The organism is Aminobacter sp. SR38, from assembly GCF_014843375.1.
In the GTDB taxonomy this organism is placed as follows: Bacteria; Pseudomonadota; Alphaproteobacteria; order Rhizobiales; family Rhizobiaceae; genus Aminobacter; species Aminobacter ciceronei.
Window position 1 is genome coordinate 4,327,907 of the sequence record NZ_CP062112.1, and the last position, 18,503, is coordinate 4,346,409.

General features: G+C 63.3%; 19 protein-coding genes. 11 read left to right on the forward strand and 8 right to left on the reverse strand.

Annotated elements, in window-relative coordinates; genetic code table 11:
• Positions 1-141: 141 nt before the first annotated feature.
• Positions 142-1,650, forward strand: a complete 1,509-nt coding sequence (locus tag IG197_RS21145) for a sigma-54 dependent transcriptional regulator (protein ID WP_192314831.1) — start codon at positions 142-144, stop codon at positions 1,648-1,650.
• A 356-nt stretch (positions 1,651-2,006) separates the two neighbouring features.
• Entirely contained in the window at positions 2,007-3,746 is a 1,740-nt protein-coding gene (locus IG197_RS21150; protein ID WP_192314834.1) for a DUF882 domain-containing protein, read from the forward strand.
• A 197-nt stretch (positions 3,747-3,943) separates the two neighbouring features.
• On the opposite strand, the gene IG197_RS21155 is transcribed toward IG197_RS21150, so the two are convergent.
• Both IG197_RS21155 and IG197_RS21160 read right to left on the reverse strand, forming a co-directional pair.
• Positions 3,944-4,585 (reverse strand): 2-dehydro-3-deoxy-phosphogluconate aldolase, encoded by a 642-nt coding sequence (locus tag IG197_RS21155; protein WP_067958411.1) that lies wholly within the window; start codon positions 4,583-4,585, stop codon positions 3,944-3,946.
• A gap of 156 nt (positions 4,586-4,741) precedes the next feature.
• A complete protein-coding gene (locus IG197_RS21160; protein WP_192314837.1) occupies positions 4,742-5,611 on the reverse strand; it encodes an N-acetylmuramidase domain-containing protein in 870 nt (289 codons plus the stop codon).
• A 139-nt stretch (positions 5,612-5,750) separates the two neighbouring features.
• Here IG197_RS21160 and IG197_RS21165 point away from each other — a divergent pair, with 139 nt between their 5' ends.
• The 5 genes from IG197_RS21165 to IG197_RS21185 all read left to right on the forward strand — a co-directional run bounded on the left by IG197_RS21165 (position 5,751) and on the right by IG197_RS21185 (position 10,261).
• Positions 5,751-6,680, forward strand: coding sequence for a rhodanese-related sulfurtransferase (locus IG197_RS21165; protein ID WP_192314840.1), 930 nt, complete (start codon positions 5,751-5,753; stop codon positions 6,678-6,680).
• Positions 6,681-6,798: 118 nt separating this feature from the next.
• On the forward strand, positions 6,799-7,551 hold the full coding sequence (locus IG197_RS21170) for a tellurite resistance TerB family protein (RefSeq protein ID WP_192314843.1): 753 nt from the start codon (positions 6,799-6,801) through the stop codon (positions 7,549-7,551).
• Between the two features lie 330 nt (positions 7,552-7,881).
• Positions 7,882-8,637, forward strand: a complete 756-nt coding sequence (locus tag IG197_RS21175; RefSeq protein ID WP_067958423.1) for an SDR family oxidoreductase — start codon at positions 7,882-7,884, stop codon at positions 8,635-8,637.
• A gap of 113 nt (positions 8,638-8,750) precedes the next feature.
• The gene (locus IG197_RS21180; protein ID WP_246765211.1) at positions 8,751-9,569 is read left to right on the forward strand and encodes a sterol desaturase family protein; all 819 of its coding nucleotides are present in this window, start codon (positions 8,751-8,753) and stop codon (positions 9,567-9,569) included.
• Complete coding sequence (locus IG197_RS21185) at positions 9,566-10,261, forward strand: isoprenylcysteine carboxylmethyltransferase family protein (RefSeq protein ID WP_192314846.1); 696 nt, start codon at positions 9,566-9,568, stop codon at positions 10,259-10,261. The genes IG197_RS21180 and IG197_RS21185 overlap by 4 nt, the downstream gene beginning before the upstream one ends.
• Before the next feature lie 21 nt (positions 10,262-10,282).
• Here the strand turns inward: IG197_RS21185 and IG197_RS21190 are convergent, their stop codons facing one another.
• The gene (locus tag IG197_RS21190) at positions 10,283-11,467 is read right to left on the reverse strand and encodes a pyridoxal phosphate-dependent aminotransferase (RefSeq protein WP_192314848.1); all 1,185 of its coding nucleotides are present in this window, start codon (positions 11,465-11,467) and stop codon (positions 10,283-10,285) included.
• A 59-nt stretch (positions 11,468-11,526) separates the two neighbouring features.
• Between IG197_RS21190 and IG197_RS21195 the strand changes: the two genes are divergently transcribed.
• Positions 11,527-12,234: a GNAT family N-acetyltransferase gene (locus tag IG197_RS21195; RefSeq protein WP_371746477.1), complete on the forward strand. Its 708-nt coding sequence runs from the start codon at positions 11,527-11,529 to the stop codon at positions 12,232-12,234.
• A 147-nt stretch (positions 12,235-12,381) separates the two neighbouring features.
• Positions 12,382-12,588: a hypothetical protein gene (locus IG197_RS21200; RefSeq protein ID WP_067958433.1), complete on the forward strand. Its 207-nt coding sequence runs from the start codon at positions 12,382-12,384 to the stop codon at positions 12,586-12,588.
• Between the two features lie 12 nt (positions 12,589-12,600).
• Here IG197_RS21200 and IG197_RS21205 read toward each other — a convergent pair whose 3' ends face one another.
• Both IG197_RS21205 and IG197_RS21210 read right to left on the reverse strand, forming a co-directional pair.
• Positions 12,601-14,031, reverse strand: a complete 1,431-nt coding sequence (locus tag IG197_RS21205; RefSeq protein ID WP_192314850.1) for an ATP-binding protein — start codon at positions 14,029-14,031, stop codon at positions 12,601-12,603.
• Positions 14,028-14,744, reverse strand: a complete 717-nt coding sequence (locus IG197_RS21210) for a response regulator (RefSeq protein WP_182576015.1) — start codon at positions 14,742-14,744, stop codon at positions 14,028-14,030. The genes IG197_RS21205 and IG197_RS21210 overlap by 4 nt, the downstream gene beginning before the upstream one ends.
• 50 nt (positions 14,745-14,794) lie before the next feature.
• On the opposite strand from IG197_RS21210, the gene IG197_RS36265 reads away from it, so the two are divergent.
• Entirely contained in the window at positions 14,795-15,247 is a 453-nt protein-coding gene (locus IG197_RS36265) for a hypothetical protein (RefSeq protein ID WP_246765212.1), read from the forward strand.
• A 53-nt stretch (positions 15,248-15,300) separates the two neighbouring features.
• Positions 15,301-15,555 carry a hypothetical protein gene (locus IG197_RS21220; protein WP_192314853.1) on the forward strand — a complete coding sequence of 85 codons (255 nt, stop codon included), beginning with the start codon at positions 15,301-15,303 and terminating at the stop codon, positions 15,553-15,555.
• Positions 15,556-15,674: 119 nt separating this feature from the next.
• Here IG197_RS21220 and IG197_RS21225 read toward each other — a convergent pair whose 3' ends face one another.
• The 3 genes from IG197_RS21225 to IG197_RS21235 form a co-directional block, all read right to left on the reverse strand.
• A complete protein-coding gene (locus tag IG197_RS21225; RefSeq protein ID WP_192314855.1) occupies positions 15,675-16,847 on the reverse strand; it encodes a nickel/cobalt transporter in 1,173 nt (390 codons plus the stop codon).
• A gap of 4 nt (positions 16,848-16,851) precedes the next feature.
• On the reverse strand, positions 16,852-17,517 hold the full coding sequence (locus tag IG197_RS21230) for a DUF1007 family protein (protein WP_192314857.1): 666 nt from the start codon (positions 17,515-17,517) through the stop codon (positions 16,852-16,854).
• A 77-nt stretch (positions 17,518-17,594) separates the two neighbouring features.
• Positions 17,595-18,503: a LysR family transcriptional regulator gene (locus tag IG197_RS21235; protein ID WP_067958465.1), complete on the reverse strand. Its 909-nt coding sequence runs from the start codon at positions 18,501-18,503 to the stop codon at positions 17,595-17,597.

The window sequence follows — 18,503 nt, forward strand, 5'->3', positions numbered from 1 at the left end:
GCGTCTTCCTTTTCACTGACTTTGACCGGTTGGATTCAATCCTAAGGGATTCGTTCACCGGCTTTCTTGAAACCTTATTTAGAACCCTGTGCCAGGATGATCCACATCCAATCAGCAGCTGCGAGCATATTGCGGACATTCATGGCAGGTTCGATTCTCATAGTCGATGACGATCCCGTACAACGTCGCCTCGTCGACGCCGCGGTGACGAAATTCGGCCACACCGCCATAACTGTCGACGGCGGCGAAGCCGCGCTGCGCATGCTCGACGGACCCCGCGCGGGCGAGATCTGCGTGATCATCCTCGACCTGTCGATGCCCGGGCTCGACGGCATCGGCGTGCTCAAGGCGATGCGCGAGCGCGGCATCGCCCTTCCGGTCATCGTCCAGACCGCCCAAGGCGGCATCGAAACCGTGGTTTTGGCGATGCGCAACGGCGCCTTCGACTTTGTCGTCAAGCCGGCCTCGCCGGACAGGCTGGCGGCGGCAATCGACAACGCGCTCAAGGTCGAAGCGGTCGAGGACCAGGTGCGCCGTACGGCACGCCGCGGCAGCGGCTTGCTCACCTTCCGCGACATGGTCACCCGCAGCCCGGCCATGGACCGTGTCATCCGACTCGGCCAGAAGGCCGCAGCTTCCAACATCCCGATCCTGATCGAGGGCGAATCGGGTGTCGGCAAGGAGCTCGTGGCGCGCGCCATCCAGGGCTCCGGCGACCGCCGCTCGAAACCCTTCGTCACCGTCAATTGCGGCGCCATTCCCGACAATCTCGTCGAGAGCATCCTGTTCGGCCATGAGAAAGGCTCGTTCACCGGTGCGACGGAGAAACATCCGGGCAAGTTCGTCGAGGCCAACCACGGCACGCTGTTCCTCGACGAGATTGGCGACCTGCCGCTCGACGTGCAGGTCAAGCTGTTGCGCGCGGTGCAGGAGGGCGAGGTCGACCCGGTCGGTGGGCGCGCCACGGTCAAGGTCGACATCAGGCTGATTTCGGCGACGCACCGCAATCTTCTGCAGCAGGTCAAGGACAGCAAGTTCCGCGAGGACCTTTTCTACCGCCTCAACGTCTATCCGATCTTCGTGCCGCCGCTGCGCGACCGTCGCGACGACATCCCGCTTTTGGTCAGCCATTTCATCTCGCGTGTCGCGCCCGCCAGTCCGCATGGCCGCATACCGATGATCTCGGAAGGTGCGCTGGCGCTGCTTCAGGCCTATGACTGGCCGGGCAACATCCGGCAGCTCGAAAACGCGGTGTTCCGCGCCTGCGTGCTGTCCGAGGGCGATATCCTTACCGAGGACGAGTTCCCGCAGATTCGCGCCCAGGTCGAAGGCGTGGTCGATCTTGGCGGCAAAGCCGTGCCCGCGGCAGCCAAGATCGTCGTGGACAGGCCGACGTCTGCCGCAGCCCTTCAGCCGCCGGCACCGGAGCGGCTTCGGCCGGGAATGCTGCGTGCGCTCGACGAGCGCGGCAATGTCCGGGCGCTTGCCGATGTCGAGTTGGAGATGATCCGGCTCGCCATCGATCACTACAACGGCCAGATGAGCGAGGTCGCTCGGCGGCTGGGAATCGGCCGCTCGACGCTGTATCGTAAACTCAAGGAATACGGCATCGATCCCGAGACCGGTCGCAGCGAGCGGTTGGCCTCTTGAAATTTTGTTGCCGCTGATTTTGATTTAAAGCTTGCGTGTCGCTTGCGGGGCGCAGCGCACTGCAGTTTCGTGCGTATTTGCTCAGTAGTGTTTTTGTGGTTTAAACCAGTGGTTTACCATGAAAAGGTGCGATTCCTTTTTGCTGGGATATCGCCATGGTGTTACCGCATTTCGCCTTCAATAAGCAGTGATTAACCATTAGGATCGATATTCGGACGCGAATCCGTAAGCGTGTCCGGGCTTCAAATCCGGGGACAGATGGCAGCCTAACAGGGCCTTTTGATTTGAATAGGATCGAGAACACCGAAGGGCGTCGCTCGAAATCGAATGGTTGGCAGAAGTGGCTTACAGCCGCGATGCTAACGTTTGGTTTCCTGACAGCCTCTCAGGCGACAGCCTCCGCCGAAACGCGGACACTCAAGCTGTACTACACCCACACGGGTGAGCGGGCTGAGATCACGTTCAAGCGCAATGGCCGCTATGATCAGGCTGGCCTCAAGAAGCTCAATCAGTTCCTGCGCGACTGGCGCCGCAACGAGCCGACCAAGATGGACCCGCGTCTGTTCGACGTGGTCTGGGAGGCCTATCGTTCCTCCGGTGCCCGCGACTACATCCACGTCGTCTCCGCCTATCGCTCGCCGGCGACCAATTCGCTGCTGCGCAGCCGCTCCAGCGGCGTTGCGGAAAAAAGTCAGCACATGCTCGGCAAGGCGATGGACTTCTTCATTCCGGGCGTGCCGTTGAAGAAACTGCGTGACGCGGGCCTGCGTGTCCAGGCCGGCGGCGTTGGCTATTATCCGCGTTCCGGTTCGCCCTTCGTCCACATGGACGTCGGCAATGTGCGCCACTGGCCACGCATGAGCCGCAAGGAACTCGTCGCGGTGTTCCCATCGGGCAAGACCTTGCACGTGCCGAGCGACGGCAAGCCGCTGCCCGGCTTCGAGCAGGCTTTGGCCTCCTATCAGTCGCGCAAGGCGAGCGGTGACTTCGTGCTTGCCAGTGCGACGCCTGCCAAGCGTAGCGGCGGCCTGTTTGCCGCGCTGTTCGGCGGTGGCGCAGACGAGGAAGAGGATACCGGCGAAATCGCAGTGGCCGCCGTTCAGCCCAAGAAGGCGCCGACCAAGGCCATATCAGCGGAGGCACCGGTTCAGAAGTCGCTGCCCGGCATCCAGATCGTGGCGCCCGAGAATGCGCAGCGCGCCGAGATCCCACAGATGGCCGAAGAGGCACCTGACCAGCAGGCGCCCGAGACCATCATCGCGGCCTTGCCGGCGCGCAGCGTTCCACTGCCTGGTGTAGCCCCGCGGCCGCAGGCCGAGGTTGGCATGGCGACCGCCGAGAACGTGCCGTTCGGTGCTGCTTCGGCACCGCTGGCCGAAGGTGAGCAGCCGACCGCCGTCGAGCAGCAGATCGCAGCCAATGTGCCGCTGCCGACCTGGCGCCCGAACCACACTCCGCCGGCCGAGCTCAAGCCCGAGAGCCAGAACGTGCTGATGGCGTTGGCCTCGACGGATGACGCGCCTGCAATTGCCAGAGACGTCAACGCACCGCTGCCGTCGGCCCGTCCGCAGGACATGACCGTTGAAGCTGCCCTGGCCGCTGCGAACGACATTCCCGCCGAAGACGAGTCCGCCCAGGACGAACTTGAGATCGCCTCGCTTGCGCCGCAGCCGGAGCCGCGTTCGGTCTTCGACCAGCCCGAGGCAATTGCAACCGCAACTCCTGCAGCTGCAACGCCCAAGAACGCGATCACCACCGCCTCGGCCGGCACCGACCCTGCCGCGGCCGTCGGTGGCAACGTCAAGACGACGCGCAAGTCGGCCCGCCCGTTGGCTCAGGAAGCCAAGCCGGATCCCAAGGCCGTGGTCGTTGCCGCTGCGCCCGACGCCGCACGCTGGGCACTGCGCAGCGGCACGCAGGTGACGACGGTCACGACCAACACCAAGGCACCCGGCTTTGCCTACAACATGGTTCGGACGGCTCCGACCGAGGTTTACACGGCGGGCTTCCAGCAGGGCGACCAGTCGGCAAGTGCCCACAAGTTCTCCGGCACAGCCGTGAAATTCCTCTCGGTGGCCCGGTTCTCGACGAACTGATCGACATCCAGACAATCAAAAAGCCGCGCGGAGAAACCTGCGCGGCTTTTTTGTTTTTGGTCTCACCTTTTCCCGCTGGGGGCTAGAGCGTTTCCGCGTTTCTTCGAATCGTGGAATCTCTCTATCTTCTTGTTTTTGTGCATTGCGGACGGAAAACCGCTGCACACTTTTCCTGGAATTGCTCCAAGGCAAGAAACTCAGTTCTTGCGCAGCTTGTTCGCTTCGGCGGCAAGCGCCTCGATGCCGGCCCAGTCGCCTGCCTTGACCATGTCGTCGGGGGCGACCCACGAGCCGCCGACGCAGACGACGTTCGGCAGGCTGAGATAATCCCTGGCGTTCTTGGCCGAGATGCCACCGGTCGGGCAGAATTTTACTCCGGCAATGGGCGAGGCCAGTGCCTTGAGGAACGATGCGCCGCCGGCCTGCTCGGCGGGGAAGAACTTCAGGAAGTCGAGCCCGGCTTCAAGCGCGCCCATGATTTCGCCCGGCGTGATGGTGCCCGGCAACAGCGGCACGTCACTTTGCGCGGCGTGTGCTGCCAGCTCGCGCGTCAGGCCGGGGCTGACGATGAATTTCGAGCCGACGGCGACGGCTTCGTCGAAATGGCGCGCGCTGAGGATTGTACCGGCGCCGACGATGCAGTCCTCGACCTCGGCGGCGACACGGCGGATGCATTCCAGTGCTTCATCGGTCCTGAGCGTGATCTCGATCGCCCGGAGACCGCCTCGCGCCAGCGCGCGGGCCAGCGGCACGGCGTCGGCGGCGCGCTCGATCTTCAGCACAGGAATGACCGGCTGGCCATCCAGCAGCGCAAGCAGTTTCTGGGTTTTGCTGGTCATGGCATCTCACTCCGCTGTCAATTTTCAACCGATTTAACAGACCCGCCATTCCAAGTCCACGAAGCCTTTGGCGACATGGTGTTGCGCCCCGAATGAGCGCGGTGGGTCGAAGGCCGTCGCTGTCGCCGAAGCCCTACGCCTTAGAGCGCAAGCAGTCTATGCCTGGCGGAAAATGCCGGCCAACCAGCGCTTGAGGCTCGACCACAAGTGGCGGTTGCCAAGAGACAGAGCCTGGATGATGGCTGCCTGGGTACGCTGACCGGCGATGCCATCGGCGCCCAGGCCATGATCAGCCTGGAAACGCTTGACCTGGGCTGCAGTGCCCTGGCCGTAGATGCCGTCCGTGTCGACGGGATAGCCCAGGGCAACCAACGCTTCCTGCAGTTCGGTGACCAACTCACCGCGCGTTCCGACCATCATGGTGAGGTCGCCGGGGGCAGGGCCGTCGATCTGCCGCTTGTAGGCCTCCGCCAGCTTGAGATGGTAGCCGTTCTTGCGGAAGCCGGGTCCGTTGTAGCCATGGCCGACCGCTTCCCAGTCGTGATCGTTCAGCGCACTTGTCAGCCCCGCCTTGTCGAGATAGCGCGTCATCAGCCGGGCCTGGCCGGCGGCGCCTGAACGTGCCTCGGTCACAAGCGCATCGACATCGTCAAAGCCGAGCCATTGCCAATGCGACCCCATCACCTGACCGAGCCCCCAGGACGTCGATTCATAGGCGGCCTGGTGGTCGATGGCGGCTGCCCGTTCGAGCATCTGCCACCGCGCTGCCTGGGCGCGCGGGTTGGCGACTGCACCCGCATTCGGTGAGGCCAGCCCTTCGGCGCGGGCACGCTCCTGCGCTGCGCCGGAAAGCCTGCGGTCGAAATAGTGCCCCTCGAAACGGATCAGCGGTTCGTTGCGGCCGTCGATCTTGGCGAATACCTGGCCGGCGCTCTCGATCTCGGCGATGGCCAGCAGCGCCGCCGGCTCCAGTCCGAACTCGCTGGCCGCCTTTTCGATTTCCGTTGCCGTTTGCCTGCTGAACATGCGCGGTCTTCTCCATATCCAGGCGTCCGGTGGAAAAAGATATTACCGCTGGGCGCAGGGCGAATCGACAACAGACTGTAATCGTTCCGCTTTCAGCTGCACGTTGAAAAAAAATGGCCAAAGCGTTAGTGGCTCGGCGATGAACCTGTCTACACCGCAGTCTCTTTTCCGCGTTGCCGCCCTCTACCGCTTCTGCCGGCTCGAGGGTTACGAGGCTTTGCGCGCGCCGCTCGCCGCCTTCTGCTGCGGCCGTGGCATCAAGGGGACGCTGCTGCTCGCACGCGAAGGCATCAACGGCACCGTCGCCGGCACCGCAGAGGCGATCGCCGAGCTGATCGCCCATCTCGAGGCCATGCCGGAATTTTCCGGTCTTGAGGTCAAGTACAGCACGGCTGGGGAGATGCCGTTCCACCGCATGAAGGTGCGGCTGAAGAGCGAAATCGTCACCATGGGCGTCGAGGGTATCGATCCGCTCGCCAGCGTCGGCGCCTATGTCGAGGCGAGCGACTGGAACGCGCTGATTTCCGATCCCGACACGATCGTCGTCGACACCCGCAACGATTATGAAGTGTCGATCGGCACCTTTTCCGGCGCTGTCGATCCGCGGACAAAGAGTTTCCGCGAGTTCCCGGCCTGGGTCGAAAACCATCGCGGCGAGCTCGAAGGCAAGAAGGTGGCGATGTTCTGCACCGGCGGCATTCGCTGCGAGAAGGCCACGGCATACGTCAAGTCGATCGGCCTTGATGATGTCTTCCACCTCAAGGGCGGCATCCTTAAATATCTCGAGGACGTGCCGGCCGAAGAGAGCCTTTGGAAGGGCGAGTGCTTCGTCTTCGACGAGCGTGTGTCGGTGTCGCACGGGCTTGTCGTAGGGGAGGCCGAGCTGTGCCGCGCCTGCCGGCATCCGCTGATGCCGGAAGAGCTTCTGTCGCCGGCATTCGAGGCGGGCGTGTCCTGCCCGCATTGCCATGATGCCCGCACGGACGAAGACCGCGCGCGCTATGCCGAGCGCCATCGCCAGGTGGAATTGGCGGAAAAGCGTGGCTCCAGCCCTCATATCGGCAGTTAGCCCTCCGCTTCCGGCCGATCTCGCCAAATTGACGGCCGTGCCAAATTGACGGGCGTCATTGTAATGTCTTGATCGTCCGCCTACCTCTCGGCGACCGATATTCCAACCGGAGGCATCCATGTTCGACCCCAAAAAGCTGCTCGACGATCTCCTCGGCTCCAAGATCCCGGGAACCGGCTCCACCGTGCGCGACAAGGCCGGGCAGGCGACCCAACTCGCCAAGGACAATCCGCTTGCGGCCGGCGCGCTGGTTGCCGTGCTGCTCGGCACCGGTGCCGGCCGCCAGGTTGCGGGCACGGCGCTTAAGGTCGGCGGTCTCGCGGCCATTGGCGGCCTGGCCTACAAGGCCTACCAGAACTACAAGGCCGGCAATGCGCCCGAGCAGGCAACTGCCGCCCCCGATGCCGAGCCGCAGCTTTTGCCGCCGCCGTCCGACAATTCCTTCCACCCATCGCAGGCGCCACAGGGCGAGACCGAGTTCGTGCTGACGCTGATCCGCGCCATGATCGCCGCCGCCAAGGCTGACGGCCATATCGACGATGACGAGCGCAAGAAGATCGGCGACAAGCTCAGCCTGTCGGGCATCGGCTCCGACGCCGAGCAGTTCCTGATGGAGGAGCTCAATTCGCCGCTCGATCTCGACGCGATCGTCGCTGCGGCCCAGACCGAGGCACAGAAGGTCGAGCTCTACACCGCCTCACGCCTGGCCATCGATCCTGACACCCGCGCCGAGCGCGGCTATCTCGACCTGCTCGCCGGCCGGCTGCAGCTGCCGGACGCGCTTGTCGACCACATCGAGGCGACGGTTTCGAGCGTCAAGGTGCCGGTCGTCGAGGCATCGGCCAATCCGCAAGTCAACCCGCGCTGGTAACAGACCGGGAGGCGCCGGGCGGTGCCTAAAAGGCGTTTTTTCGCGTTAAGGATTTGTTAACCGCCCGGGCGCATCATTTTCTTACTCGGATCGGCTCTCCTCCTCCCAAGCACGGTTCGATCAAAGACTGGGCGGTCGCCAATGACCGCCCTTTTTGTGTGTCTTCTCCTCACCAACGCACCCAATCCTCGATGACCGACGCGCAGGTCCGTTCTGGCCCTTTGCCAACGGCGCGCCGTCTATTTCGATTTTCGGGGCCGTGCTTTAGACTGCTCGCGCTACCAATGATCTGCCGCCGGCGATCGGTCATGCGCAGGGAGGAGCTTCATCATGGCAAGCAACAGGGTTGCGGTGGTTACGGGCGCCGGCAAGGGCATCGGCAAGGCTGTGGCGACGGCCTTGCTCAAGGAGGGCTGGAACACCGTCTTCTGCGGCCGCAGCAAGCATGCGCTCGATGAAGCGATCCGAGACGCCGGCAAGACAGACGCCAAGGCGCTGGCCATCGTCTGCGACGTGACCAGGCCCGACCAGGTCGACGACATGTTCGAGACCATCACCGAGGCCTTCGGCCGCGTCGACCTGCTCTTCAACAATGCCGGCATGGGCTACAAGGCGTCGACCATCGACGAAATCCCGGTCGAGGCCTGGAACGAGGTCGTGTCCGTCAATCTCACCGGCACCTTCCTGTGCTCGCGGGCAGCCTTCGCGGCGATGCGACGACAGGAGCCGATGGGCGGACGCATCGTCAACAACGGCTCGGTCTCTGCCCATGCACCGCGCCCCGGCTCTGTGCCCTACACCGCGACCAAGCACGCCATCACGGGTCTCACCAAGACGCTGGCGCTCGACGGCCGCCCGTTCGACATCGCCTGCGGCCAGATCGACATCGGCAATGCGTTGACCGAGATGGCCGTGCCGATGTCCGTGGGCGTGCAGCAGGCCAATGGCTCGATCGCTGCGGAAGCCGTGATGGACGTCGCCCGTGTCGCCGAGGCCGTCGTCTACATGGCCAGCCTGCCGCTTGACGCGAACGTGTTGTTCATGACCGTCATGGCAACCAAAATGCCCTATGTCGGACGCGGCTGAGGCGGCCGGTCAAATCCCGACAATCCCCCGGTCCGTCGCAAACAGCCGTTAACCCAGAAGTAGTACACAACGGTGCTTACGCGTCGAAGTGGCTTCTGAAGGCGGATTTTGGCATGCAATTGAGCGATCTGGTGGATCTGAAGGCGCTTCTCATCATCGCGCTGATCTTCATCCCCCTCGAGCAACTGGTCCCGCATCACGAGGAGCAGAAGACGCTGCGCCGCCATTGGCTCAACGACGTCTTCTACCTCCTGTTCAACGGCATCGTCATCAAGATCGGCCTGCTGTCGGTGATCGCACTCATGATGGTCGGCCTTGGCTACATCGTGCCGGGTAGCGTAGGCGCGGCAGTCCGCAGCCAACCAATCTGGCTCCAGACGATCGAGGTGATCATCCTCGCCGATATCGGCTTCTATCTCGCCCACCGCACCTTCCATGCCGTGCCGTTCCTGTGGCGGTTTCATGCCGTCCATCACAGCATCGAGGAGATGGACTGGCTTGCTGGGCACCGGGTGCATCCGGTCGACCAGATCCTCACCAAGTCGGCGTCCTATCTGCCGCTGTTCGCGCTCGGCTTCTCGCCTGCGGCCATCGTCATCTATGCGGTGATCTACCAATGGCAGTCGGTGCTGGTTCATTCCAACACCCGCATCGGCTTCGGCCCGTTGAAGTGGATCTTTGCGTCGCCGAAGTTCCATCATTGGCACCACGCCAATGAGCGCCAGGCTTATGACAAGAACTTCGCCGGCCAGTTGCCGTTCCTCGACGTGATCGGCGGCACGCTCTACATGCCCGACCGCATGCCGTCGAAATACGGCACCGACGATCCGGTGCCTCAGCTCTATCACGAGCAGCTGGCCTACCCGTTTGTGGCCGGAAAGCCGCTCGACGACGTCAGCCTGCCTTCCGCAATCGGAGAGACCCAGAAATGAACAGCCGCCTGGAAGATGTGGCCGGCAAGGGCCTGATGATTTCGATCTTTCTGTACCTGGCGATCATGCAGGCGGTTTCGATCATCGCGACCGTCCATATGCGGGAGCAGATCGATCTCTGGGGCTTCGTGCTCGCGTCGCGCGTCGCGGGCCTGGTCTTCCTTGCCCTGATCGTGTTCCTCACCGTCATCCGGCACGCGCCGAAGAACGTATCATCGGGCATCGAACCTCGCCTGACGGCGATCGCCGGCACGTTCTGCCTGATGTTCCTCGTCGTCCTGCCGACCGGAAGCCCAGGCATCGGCCTGCGCATCTTTGCCTCATGCCTGATGGTTGCGGGTACTGTCTTGTCGATCTGGTGCGTGATCTATCTCGGACGTTCGTTCTCGATCATGGCCGCCGCCCGCCAACTGGTCGTCCAGGGGCCGTATGCGATCGTCCGGCACCCGCTTTACGCTGCCGAAGCCGTCACGACGCTCGGCGCGGTTGTCGCCGGCTGGTCGATCTGGTCTGCCCTGCTCTTCATCCTGTGGTGGGCATTGCAGTACCGCCGCATGGTCAACGAGGAACGCATCCTCCGCGCGACGTTCCCCGAGTATGAAGACTATGCCCGCCACGTTCCGATGGTCATCCCGACGCTGACGCCGTACCGGCCCGGCACGGCAGCGACGCCTACGCTGCCGGCCGAGTAAGGCGTAGATCGAAACGCCCGGCTATTTCGCCAGGAACGCCTCGATGCGTTCCAGCGCCCGCAGGATATTCTCTTCCGAGTTGGCGTAGGACAGCCTGATGTAGCCTTCACCCAATATGCCGAAGTCCGGCCCGCCGATCAGCGCTACGCCGGCGTCCTCGAGCAGGGCCGAAGCCAGTTTCTTGGCCTTCCAGCCGGTCTGGCTGATGTTGGGGAAGGCGTAGAAGGCGCCTTTCGGCGTGACGCAGGAAATGCCCGGTATGGCGTTCAGGCCTTCGACGACGATACGGCGCCTGTTGTCGAAGGCGCGCATCATGCGCTCGACGTCGTCCTGAGGGCCGTCGATGGCGGCAATGCCGGCGAACTGGCTCGGCGCGTTGACGCAGGACCAGCAATTGACGGCGAGCTTGCGCACCTTGTCGTAGAGGCGGCCGCCTACGGTCGCATTCGGCCAGATCGACCAGCCCATGCGCCAGCCGGTCATCGCCCAGGTCTTGGACCAGCCGTTGAGCACGATCAGCCGGTCGCGGATTTCAGGGAAGGTCAGCAGCGAGACGTGGCGTTCTCCGTCATAGGTCATGACGTCGTAGATCTCGTCCGACATGATTGCGACATGCGGATGGGCTTCGAGGCCCTTGACCAGCTTGGCGATCTCGACGCGCGGCGTCACCCCGCCGGTTGGATTGGCCGGCGAATTGAGGATCAGGAGCCGCGTCTTTGGCGTGATCAGTGCAAGCGTCTCCTCGGCCGAGAAGGCAAAGCCGTTGGCCTCGCGCATCGGCACCGGCACCGGTGTTGCGCCGGTGAACTCGATCATCGAGCGGTAGATCGGGAAACCCGGGTCGGGATAGAGGATTTCAGCCCCCGGTTCGCCGAACAGCAGGATCGCGGCGAACATCGTCGGCTTGCCGCCGGGCATGATCATGACGCTCTCCGGCGACACCTCGACGCCTGTCGTGGCAAGGGTGCGCCGCACCACCGCCTCGCGCGTCGCCAACAGGCCGTTGGCCGGCGTGTAGCCGTGATGGCCATCACGCAAGGCCTTGATCGCGGCCTCGACGATATGCTCGGGCGTGCGGAAGTCGGGCTGGCCTATGCCCAGGTTGACGATATCGCGCCCCTCATGGAGCAGGGCCGTGGCGCGGGCCAATACGGCAAAGGCATTTTCTTCGCCGAGGCGGTCGAAGGCGGCAATCGTGTGGAGCATTCCGGCTATCCGTCTGGTTCTGTTGGGGGCACCGGATTTTTGCGAGAGTTGGGGCGACCATGTCAAACGAATTGGAGACGTCCTTGTCCGAGAACCTGCAGGACTGGAAGCCGCGGCCGCGCCCCGAGCGCATAAATCTCGAGGGACGGTATGTCCGCCTGGAGCCGCTAGACGCCGCAAGACACGGCGAACGCCTGTACGAAATGGCGACCGCCGAAGATGCCGAGGGCCGCTTCCGCTGGCTCTTCGACACCAAGCCGCAGACCCGCGCCGATTTCCAACCCTGGCTCGAAAAATCGGCGGCGAGCGAGGACCCGCTGTTTTTCGTCGTCATCGACAAGGCCAGCGGCAAGATGGCCGGGCGGCAGACCCTGATGCGCATCGACCCGAATTTCGGCGTCATCGAGATCGGCAACATCTACTGGAGCGACATCGTCTCGCGCAAGCCGGCGGCAACCGAGGCCCAGTTCCTGTTTGCGCGCCACATCTTCGAGCTCGGCTATCGGCGCTACGAGTGGAAGTGCAACAATCGCAACGAACCGTCCAAGCGGGCGGCCGAACGTTTCGGCTTCAAGTTCGAGGGCATCTTCCGCCAGCACATGGTGACCAAGGGCGAGAACCGTGACACCGCCTGGTATTCGATCATCGACAAGGAATGGCCGGCCTTGCTCAAGGCCTACGACGCCTGGCTCGATCCGGCCAATTTCGATGCCGCAGGCCAGCAGAAGCGCAAGCTTGAGGATTTCCGCGCCGAGTTCGGCGCCTGAAGGTGCCCACGGGCGCCTTTGGGCCCCAACAGCTATGCGTGCGACAATCGAACCGGTGATGGCGCGTTGGCTGAAACGGCAACGGGCGCTATGTAGCTGAACTTGCCGGCATCGGTCCGGACGCAACGAGATGTTAGGGCCACGCCGATGGACACCAAGACCCGCCATGCCGCCGTCGCCGCCGCATGGATCATGATCATCTTCGGCGTCGCGGCGTTTTTCCTGCCCAAGGTGATGCTCGCCGTCGGCAACTATTCGACCGCCGCCGCCGGTGTCATCGCGGTATGCTTCGTTCTTGCCTTCTTCGGCGTGTTCTGGCTGCGCGGCCGCAGCCAGCGCAAGAACGGCAACTGAAACAAGTTGATCCTATCCGACCGCTGCGGCCTTCACGGTTCCGGCCAGCGGTATCTTAAGCTCGGCGCGCAAGCCGCCGCCGCTGCGGTTCTTGAGGACAACGTCGCCGTCAAAGCGGCGGGCAATGTTGCGGGCAATCGTCAGGCCGAGCCCGAAGCCGCCGGTCTGGCGGTTGCGCGAACCTTCGATACGGATGAACGGGCGGAAGATGGTTTCCATCTTTGTCTCCGGAATGCCCGGGCCGGAATCGTCGATGGTGAGCAGCACGTGCCCGTCGACCTGCGACAAGGCCAGGCGGGCCTTGCCGCCATACTTCACCGCATTGTCGACGAGATTGGCCACGCATCGGCGCAGCGCGATCGCCTGGCCTTGGCAGACGAGCCCACGGGCGTGGTGGCGAGCGCCGTCGAAGACGACATGCGGATTGCCGTCGGCGATCGAATCGACGAGCGACCAGAAGTCGATCCGTTCCAACGCCTCGTCCCTGGCCTCGTAGGTGGCGAAGTCGAGTACGGAGGCCGAGATCGCCTCGATGTCGGCCAGATTGTGCATAAGCGCGGTGCGAAGCGGCGAGTTGCGCAGCAATTCCAGGCGCAGGCGAATGCGCGTCAGCGGCGTCCTGAGATCATGCGCGAGCGCGGCCGCCAGCAATTCGCGGTCCTCGACATATTCCTTCAGCCGCGCCTGCATGGTGTTCACCGCCCGTGCCGCCGACTTGTATTCACTGCTGCCGCGTTCATCCAGAGGCGGGCTTTTCAGGTCTGCGCCGATCCGTCGGACGGCACTTTCGAGCGCGCGATAAGGTGCCGTCAGCCGGCGCAGCGACCAGATCGACAGCGCCACCACCAGGGCTGCCACCGATCCGTAGAGCGGCAGACTGTCGCTGTTGAGGACCGGACTGGGTGGCGTCGCCTTCATGGTGAAATTGAGCCACTGGCTGTCCTTGAACTCGATCGACGCCACCAGCGTGTCGCTGTTGGTGATGTCGGATGACAGGTCGAGCAGTTCGCGTTCGACGCTGCCCACGCTCTGGTCGGGTTCCGCTGAATTCTGGCTCGGCCGTGCCTTCGGCATTTCGCGGCGCACGCGAGCTTCCTGGATGCCGTATTTCGACAGCCTGCCCACGATGATGTCCTCGAGCTCTGCCATTTCGTCATCCGCGGGAATGACCGAGCTGACGGCAGGCGCATCCGAAGTGGTCAGCACATGCGGCGGAACGGAGAGGCCGGCGGCGATGCGGGTGCGATCGAGTGGCTGTTCCGCATACATCAGCTTTGCCAGCGACAAAGCCCGGTCGTTGAGGCGAAACAGGTCGAGGATATTGTTGGAGGCAACGCGTTCGCGCGAGACGATGGAGAGCGTCGAGACCTGGATGGACAGCAGCCCGGCGATGACGATCAGAAGCACCCAGGCCGGCAGCGACCGTGGCAGGAGCCATCTCATTCGGCTGATACCTCGGGCACGAACTGATAGCCGCCGCCGCGCACGGTCAGCACCAGCTTCGGCGCGCGCGGATTGTCTTCCATCTTGCGGCGCAGGCGGCTCACCAGGATGTCGACGCTGCGGTCATAGCTGTAGTCGCCGTTCTGGTTGGAGAGTTCGACCAGCTGCTCGCGGCTGAGCACGCGCTGGGCGCTGCGCACCAGCGTGTGCAGCAGGTTGAACTCGGCGGTCGTCAGCTCGACCCGGATATCGTCGGGCCTGAGCAGCCGGCGGCGGGAGGCATCGAGCGTCCAGCCGGCGAATTTGTAGACTTGCGGCACCGGCCGGTGCGTCGTTCCCGCGGCACTCGGCCGGCGCAGCACGGCGCGTGCCCGGGCCAGCAGCTCGCGTGGGTCAAAGGGTTTTGGCACGTAGTCGTCGGCGCCCATCTCCAGGCCGACGACGCGGTCGATGGTTTCGGTGACCGCCGTCAGCATGATGATCGGGATCCTCGAATGCGTGCGCAGGTCGCGGCAGATGTCGAGGCCGCTTTTGCCGGGCAGCATCACGTCGAGGATGATCAGGTCGACAGGGGCGCGGCGCAGGGCTGCCTGCATCTCGTCATCGTCGCGCGCGCCCGAGACGCGCATGCCGTGCTTGACGAAGAATTCCTGGAGCAGGTCGCGGATTTCCCTGTCGTCGTCAACGATCAGGACATGGGCATCGGTCTTCACTTTTCGCACCTCAGGTCGATGCGAGCGGCATCGGCGCGGACCTTGGCGAAATGAGGTCGAACCAAGGTTTTGACCAGAGAACACGAGAACTTGAGCGCCTGAGGCGGCAGTTACAATCCAGAAACAAAACACTGCAAACCAGAAAGAAACCCGACAAGTCGGTCGGCGATAACAACCGTGCTGCTTCAACCACGGGTGCTGGAACCGACATGCGAAAGTTAGTGACCAGTTCGATGATCGTACTGCTCGCCGCACTTTCAATTGGCGGAGCCAGCACCCAGCCGCAGGCAAAGGGAACAGTCACGAGGACCGATCGCTGCAACAGGCTGCAGCAGCAATTCACCGATGAAATCGCTGAACATGCCGAGGCGAAACGGGCCGCCGAAGCGAAAGCCCTTCAGAAAAAGGCGATGAAATTCTGTGCCGGCAACCAACAGGCCCAGGGCATCCGCGCCTATGCGACAGCACTGAAGATGCTTGGAGCGCAACCGATCGAACCCTGATCGGCAAGCTCAAGAAGGCCCCCAACAATGCACTTGTGCAAAGGAAACTGATCATGAACGTCAACAAGACCCTGCTGACCGCTCTCGGCATGACCGTCGCCATGGCCTTCTCGGCCCCGGTGCTCACCGCCAGCTCGGCCAACGCTGCCGGCTACACGGTAGCGCCGGCCGCTGACGCCACGACCACAACCAAGACGGTCACTCCGCTGGTGAAGAAGGTCGCGAGCAAGAAGCCGACGCACAAGAAGGTCAAGAAGCACAAGAAGCACGTCGCGCCGGCCGCCACGACCAAGAAGACCACGATGTAAGCACCCGACGCCACGCAGGTCGTGGTTCATAAGAAATCCGCCCTGGCAGCCGCAACTCCAGGGCGGATTTCTTTTGCGCGCAGATTGGCAGTTCAGGACGTCGCGGGCGCCAAGCCCGCTCAGGCCTTCAGGCTAGCGGCCAGCAACACCAAGCCAAGCAGCATGACGAGTGCCGCGCCGCCGATCTCGATGGCATTGTGGACGCGATTTCCCGCGCGGCCGTCGCCGGCAATCGCAACGGCCCAGTTCTTCGCCGTCACTGCCATGATGGCAAGTGACGAGACGGTGATGGCGGTTCCGAGCGCCATGGCGAAGACCGACAGGATGCCGCCGGCCCAAAGTCCGTTGAGGAAGGCGAAGCTGAGCACGATCAGCGCGCCGGAGCAGGGGCGGATACCGACCGCTGCAACCGCCGACCATGCGGTGCGCCAGTCGAAATGCTTGCCTTCGAGCATCCTGGGATCCGGCGCGTGCGAGTGGCCGCAGGTCGAGCAGACTTCACCCACGGCGTGAGCGTGATGGGCGTGAGCATGCTGGCTGTGCCCGTGTTCATGATGCGCGTGGTTGTGGGCTTGGTGAGCGTGATCGTGATTATCGTGCGCATGATCGTGGCTGCACGTGGCGTGGTCATGATGGTCGTGCGAATGGTCATGGCCTGAGGTGGCGTGGTCGTGATCATGATGACCATGCGCATGGACATGGGCTGCCGACAGGCTGTGTACCGGAGCCGCACCTGCCAGGAACGCCATCGGCTTGAGTTTCTTCCACAGCAGCCAGGCGCCGAAGGCGGCGATCAGGGCGTAGCTCACCGTTTCCAGGAACCAGGTTGCGTTGGTCATCGACACCGATGTACCGCGCAGGACGAGGAACACCAGCGTCATCAGCACAACGGCAGTCGCCCCCTGGAGGAAGGCCGAGACGAAGGACAGCATCACGCCGCGGCGCAACGCCACTTCGTTGGCGAGCATATAGGACGAGATCACGGCCTTGCCGTGGCCGGGGCCGGCGGCGTGGAAGATGCCATAGGCGAAGGACAAGCCGACGAGCAGCCAGATGCCGCCGCTGTCGCCGTCGCGCATCGCCTTAAGCGAGCCGGTCAGCGAGCGGTAGAACTGCTGCTGATGAACGTTGATCCAGTTGAGCAGCTCGGAGAAGAGGCCGGTCGACGGCACCATCGCTTCGTTGGTGCCGATGCCGAGTGAACTCTGGGCATGCGCCCGGACCGCGAAATGGCTGAGCACATAGCTGAGCGCCAGAAGCGCGAAAATCACTCGGATGGTCGTCTTCTTCACTGCATCACCCCTTGGCTGGGCAGTTCAATTCCAGGCGCGTGGCAAAAATCTTGCTCATGTCGGTGCCCGACGGGTCGTTGAAGAACGCATCGGTCAGCTTCGACTGGTTCTGCGCGATTGCTTCGTCCGGGTCGGGCCGGACCACTGTCTTGGTACAGATCGGGGGGAGGTCCGCGACGCTCAGATTGGCATCTTCGGTGAAATCGATCGCCGTGTAGAAGGTCGGATCGTAGACGCCGAAATCGATCTTGCCGGCAAGCTTCAGCGGCTCCTTCGGCTCGGTCTCGAACAGGATGATGAGCTGCTGGTCCTCGAAATTGGCGACGAGATTGGCCGGCGGCTTCATGGCGATGTCCTTGCCGTCGACTGTCACGACCTGGAAGTAATTGTACTCGCCGATCGATTCGAACACCGTCTTGGAGACCTCGGCCAGTTCGCTGTCGTCGAGCTTGAGGTCGGAGTTCTTGTCGAACTCCATCAGCACCGTGCTGGAAAACAGGTCGTCGAAGCGCCAGAGATGCCTGAGCGATTTCACGGTCTTGTCGGGATTGAGCACGACGTCGAGCCGCGCTTCGGCGAAGACGTGCGGGTGAACGCTCGCCGGCACCGTCATGGTCAGCAAGGCCACTGCCGCGGTGGCCAGCGTCGTCTTGGAAATCTTCAGAATCATTGCTCCGGCGGCCCGACATGTTGGGTGATGCCGACAATTATCAGAAACCGGGCGAAAGTGGGACGGCGGCCGTTCAACTAAACGGCATGATTGCAGGGGTTGGTCTTGAACCATTGCACCAGGAAGTCGACGAAGACCCGGATCTTCGCCGGCAGGTAGCGCCGGTGCGGGTAGACGGCGAAGATGCCGCCGCCGCCGAGGCGGCGGTCGTCGAGCACCGGTACCAGCCGGCCGGAATCGAGATCGGGGGCGGCGATGAAATCGGGCAGGATGGCAAAGCCGAGTCCGGCAACGGCCGCGGCCCGCGCCGCCATCGGGCTGTTGACCTCCATCGGACCTGAGACCGATACGGTCATGACGTCACCGGTCTCGCCGGAGAATGGCCAGTTCGACATGTATCGGCCATTGGTGTCGATGATGCAGGGCACGTTGGCGAGATCCGCCGGTTTTGTCGGCATGCCGTATTTTTCGATCAGCTCGGGCGAGGCGCAGACCCGGATGCCGAACGGCGCCAAGCGCCGGGCGATCAGCGACGAGTTCTCCAGCCTGGAGATGCGGATGGCGAGGTCGAAGCCTTCCTCGACAAGATCGACGAAGCGGTCGTCGAGATGAATCTCGAGCACGATATCAGGATGTGCCTTGGCGAATTCGATCAGCGAGCGGCCGATCGGCGCGTCGGCAAAGGTGCGCGGCGCCGACAGCTTGACCCGGCCGCGCACGTCGCCCGAGGATTCGCGCACAGCATCGGCCAGGCTGTCGACCTCGCGGATGATCTCGGAGGCGCGCCTGTAATAGGTATGGCCTGCCTCGGTCAGCGAAAACTGCCGTGTCGTGCGGTTGAGCAGCAGCGCGCCGAGTTCGTCCTCGAGCTCGCGCACATATTTGGACAGCAGCGCCTTGGAGCGGCCGATCTTGCGCGCGGCGGCGGAAAAGCCTTCGGCCTCGACCACGTCGATGAAGGCGCGCATGCGGGTGAGTGTGTCCAT

Excerpts from the sequence above, each read along its gene's own strand:
- IG197_RS21155 (WP_067958411.1), bottom strand. The coding sequence starts at position 4,585 with ATGACCAGCAAAACCCAGAAACTGCTTGCGCTGCTGGATGGCCAGCCG.
- IG197_RS21200 (WP_067958433.1), top strand. The coding sequence starts at position 12,382 with ATGGACACCAAGACCCGCCATGCCGCCGTCGCCGCCGCATGGATCATG.
- IG197_RS21175 (WP_067958423.1), top strand. The coding sequence starts at position 7,882 with ATGGCAAGCAACAGGGTTGCGGTGGTTACGGGCGCCGGCAAGGGCATC.
- IG197_RS21160 (WP_192314837.1), bottom strand. The coding sequence starts at position 5,611 with ATGTTCAGCAGGCAAACGGCAACGGAAATCGAAAAGGCGGCCAGCGAG.
- IG197_RS21170 (WP_192314843.1), top strand. The coding sequence starts at position 6,799 with ATGTTCGACCCCAAAAAGCTGCTCGACGATCTCCTCGGCTCCAAGATC.
- IG197_RS21220 (WP_192314853.1), top strand. The coding sequence starts at position 15,301 with ATGAACGTCAACAAGACCCTGCTGACCGCTCTCGGCATGACCGTCGCC.
- IG197_RS21195 (WP_371746477.1), top strand. The coding sequence starts at position 11,527 with ATGTCAAACGAATTGGAGACGTCCTTGTCCGAGAACCTGCAGGACTGG.
- IG197_RS36265 (WP_246765212.1), top strand. The coding sequence starts at position 14,795 with ATGAGGTCGAACCAAGGTTTTGACCAGAGAACACGAGAACTTGAGCGC.
- IG197_RS21230 (WP_192314857.1), bottom strand. The coding sequence starts at position 17,517 with ATGATTCTGAAGATTTCCAAGACGACGCTGGCCACCGCGGCAGTGGCC.
- IG197_RS21235 (WP_067958465.1), bottom strand. The coding sequence starts at position 18,503 with ATGGACACACTCACCCGCATGCGCGCCTTCATCGACGTGGTCGAGGCC.
- IG197_RS21205 (WP_192314850.1), bottom strand. The coding sequence starts at position 14,031 with ATGAGATGGCTCCTGCCACGGTCGCTGCCGGCCTGGGTGCTTCTGATC.
- IG197_RS21165 (WP_192314840.1), top strand. The coding sequence starts at position 5,751 with ATGAACCTGTCTACACCGCAGTCTCTTTTCCGCGTTGCCGCCCTCTAC.
- IG197_RS21190 (WP_192314848.1), bottom strand. The coding sequence starts at position 11,467 with ATGCTCCACACGATTGCCGCCTTCGACCGCCTCGGCGAAGAAAATGCC.
- IG197_RS21185 (WP_192314846.1), top strand. The coding sequence starts at position 9,566 with ATGAACAGCCGCCTGGAAGATGTGGCCGGCAAGGGCCTGATGATTTCG.
- IG197_RS21150 (WP_192314834.1), top strand. The coding sequence starts at position 2,007 with ATGCTAACGTTTGGTTTCCTGACAGCCTCTCAGGCGACAGCCTCCGCC.
- IG197_RS21180 (WP_246765211.1), top strand. The coding sequence starts at position 8,751 with ATGCAATTGAGCGATCTGGTGGATCTGAAGGCGCTTCTCATCATCGCG.
- IG197_RS21145 (WP_192314831.1), top strand. The coding sequence starts at position 142 with ATGGCAGGTTCGATTCTCATAGTCGATGACGATCCCGTACAACGTCGC.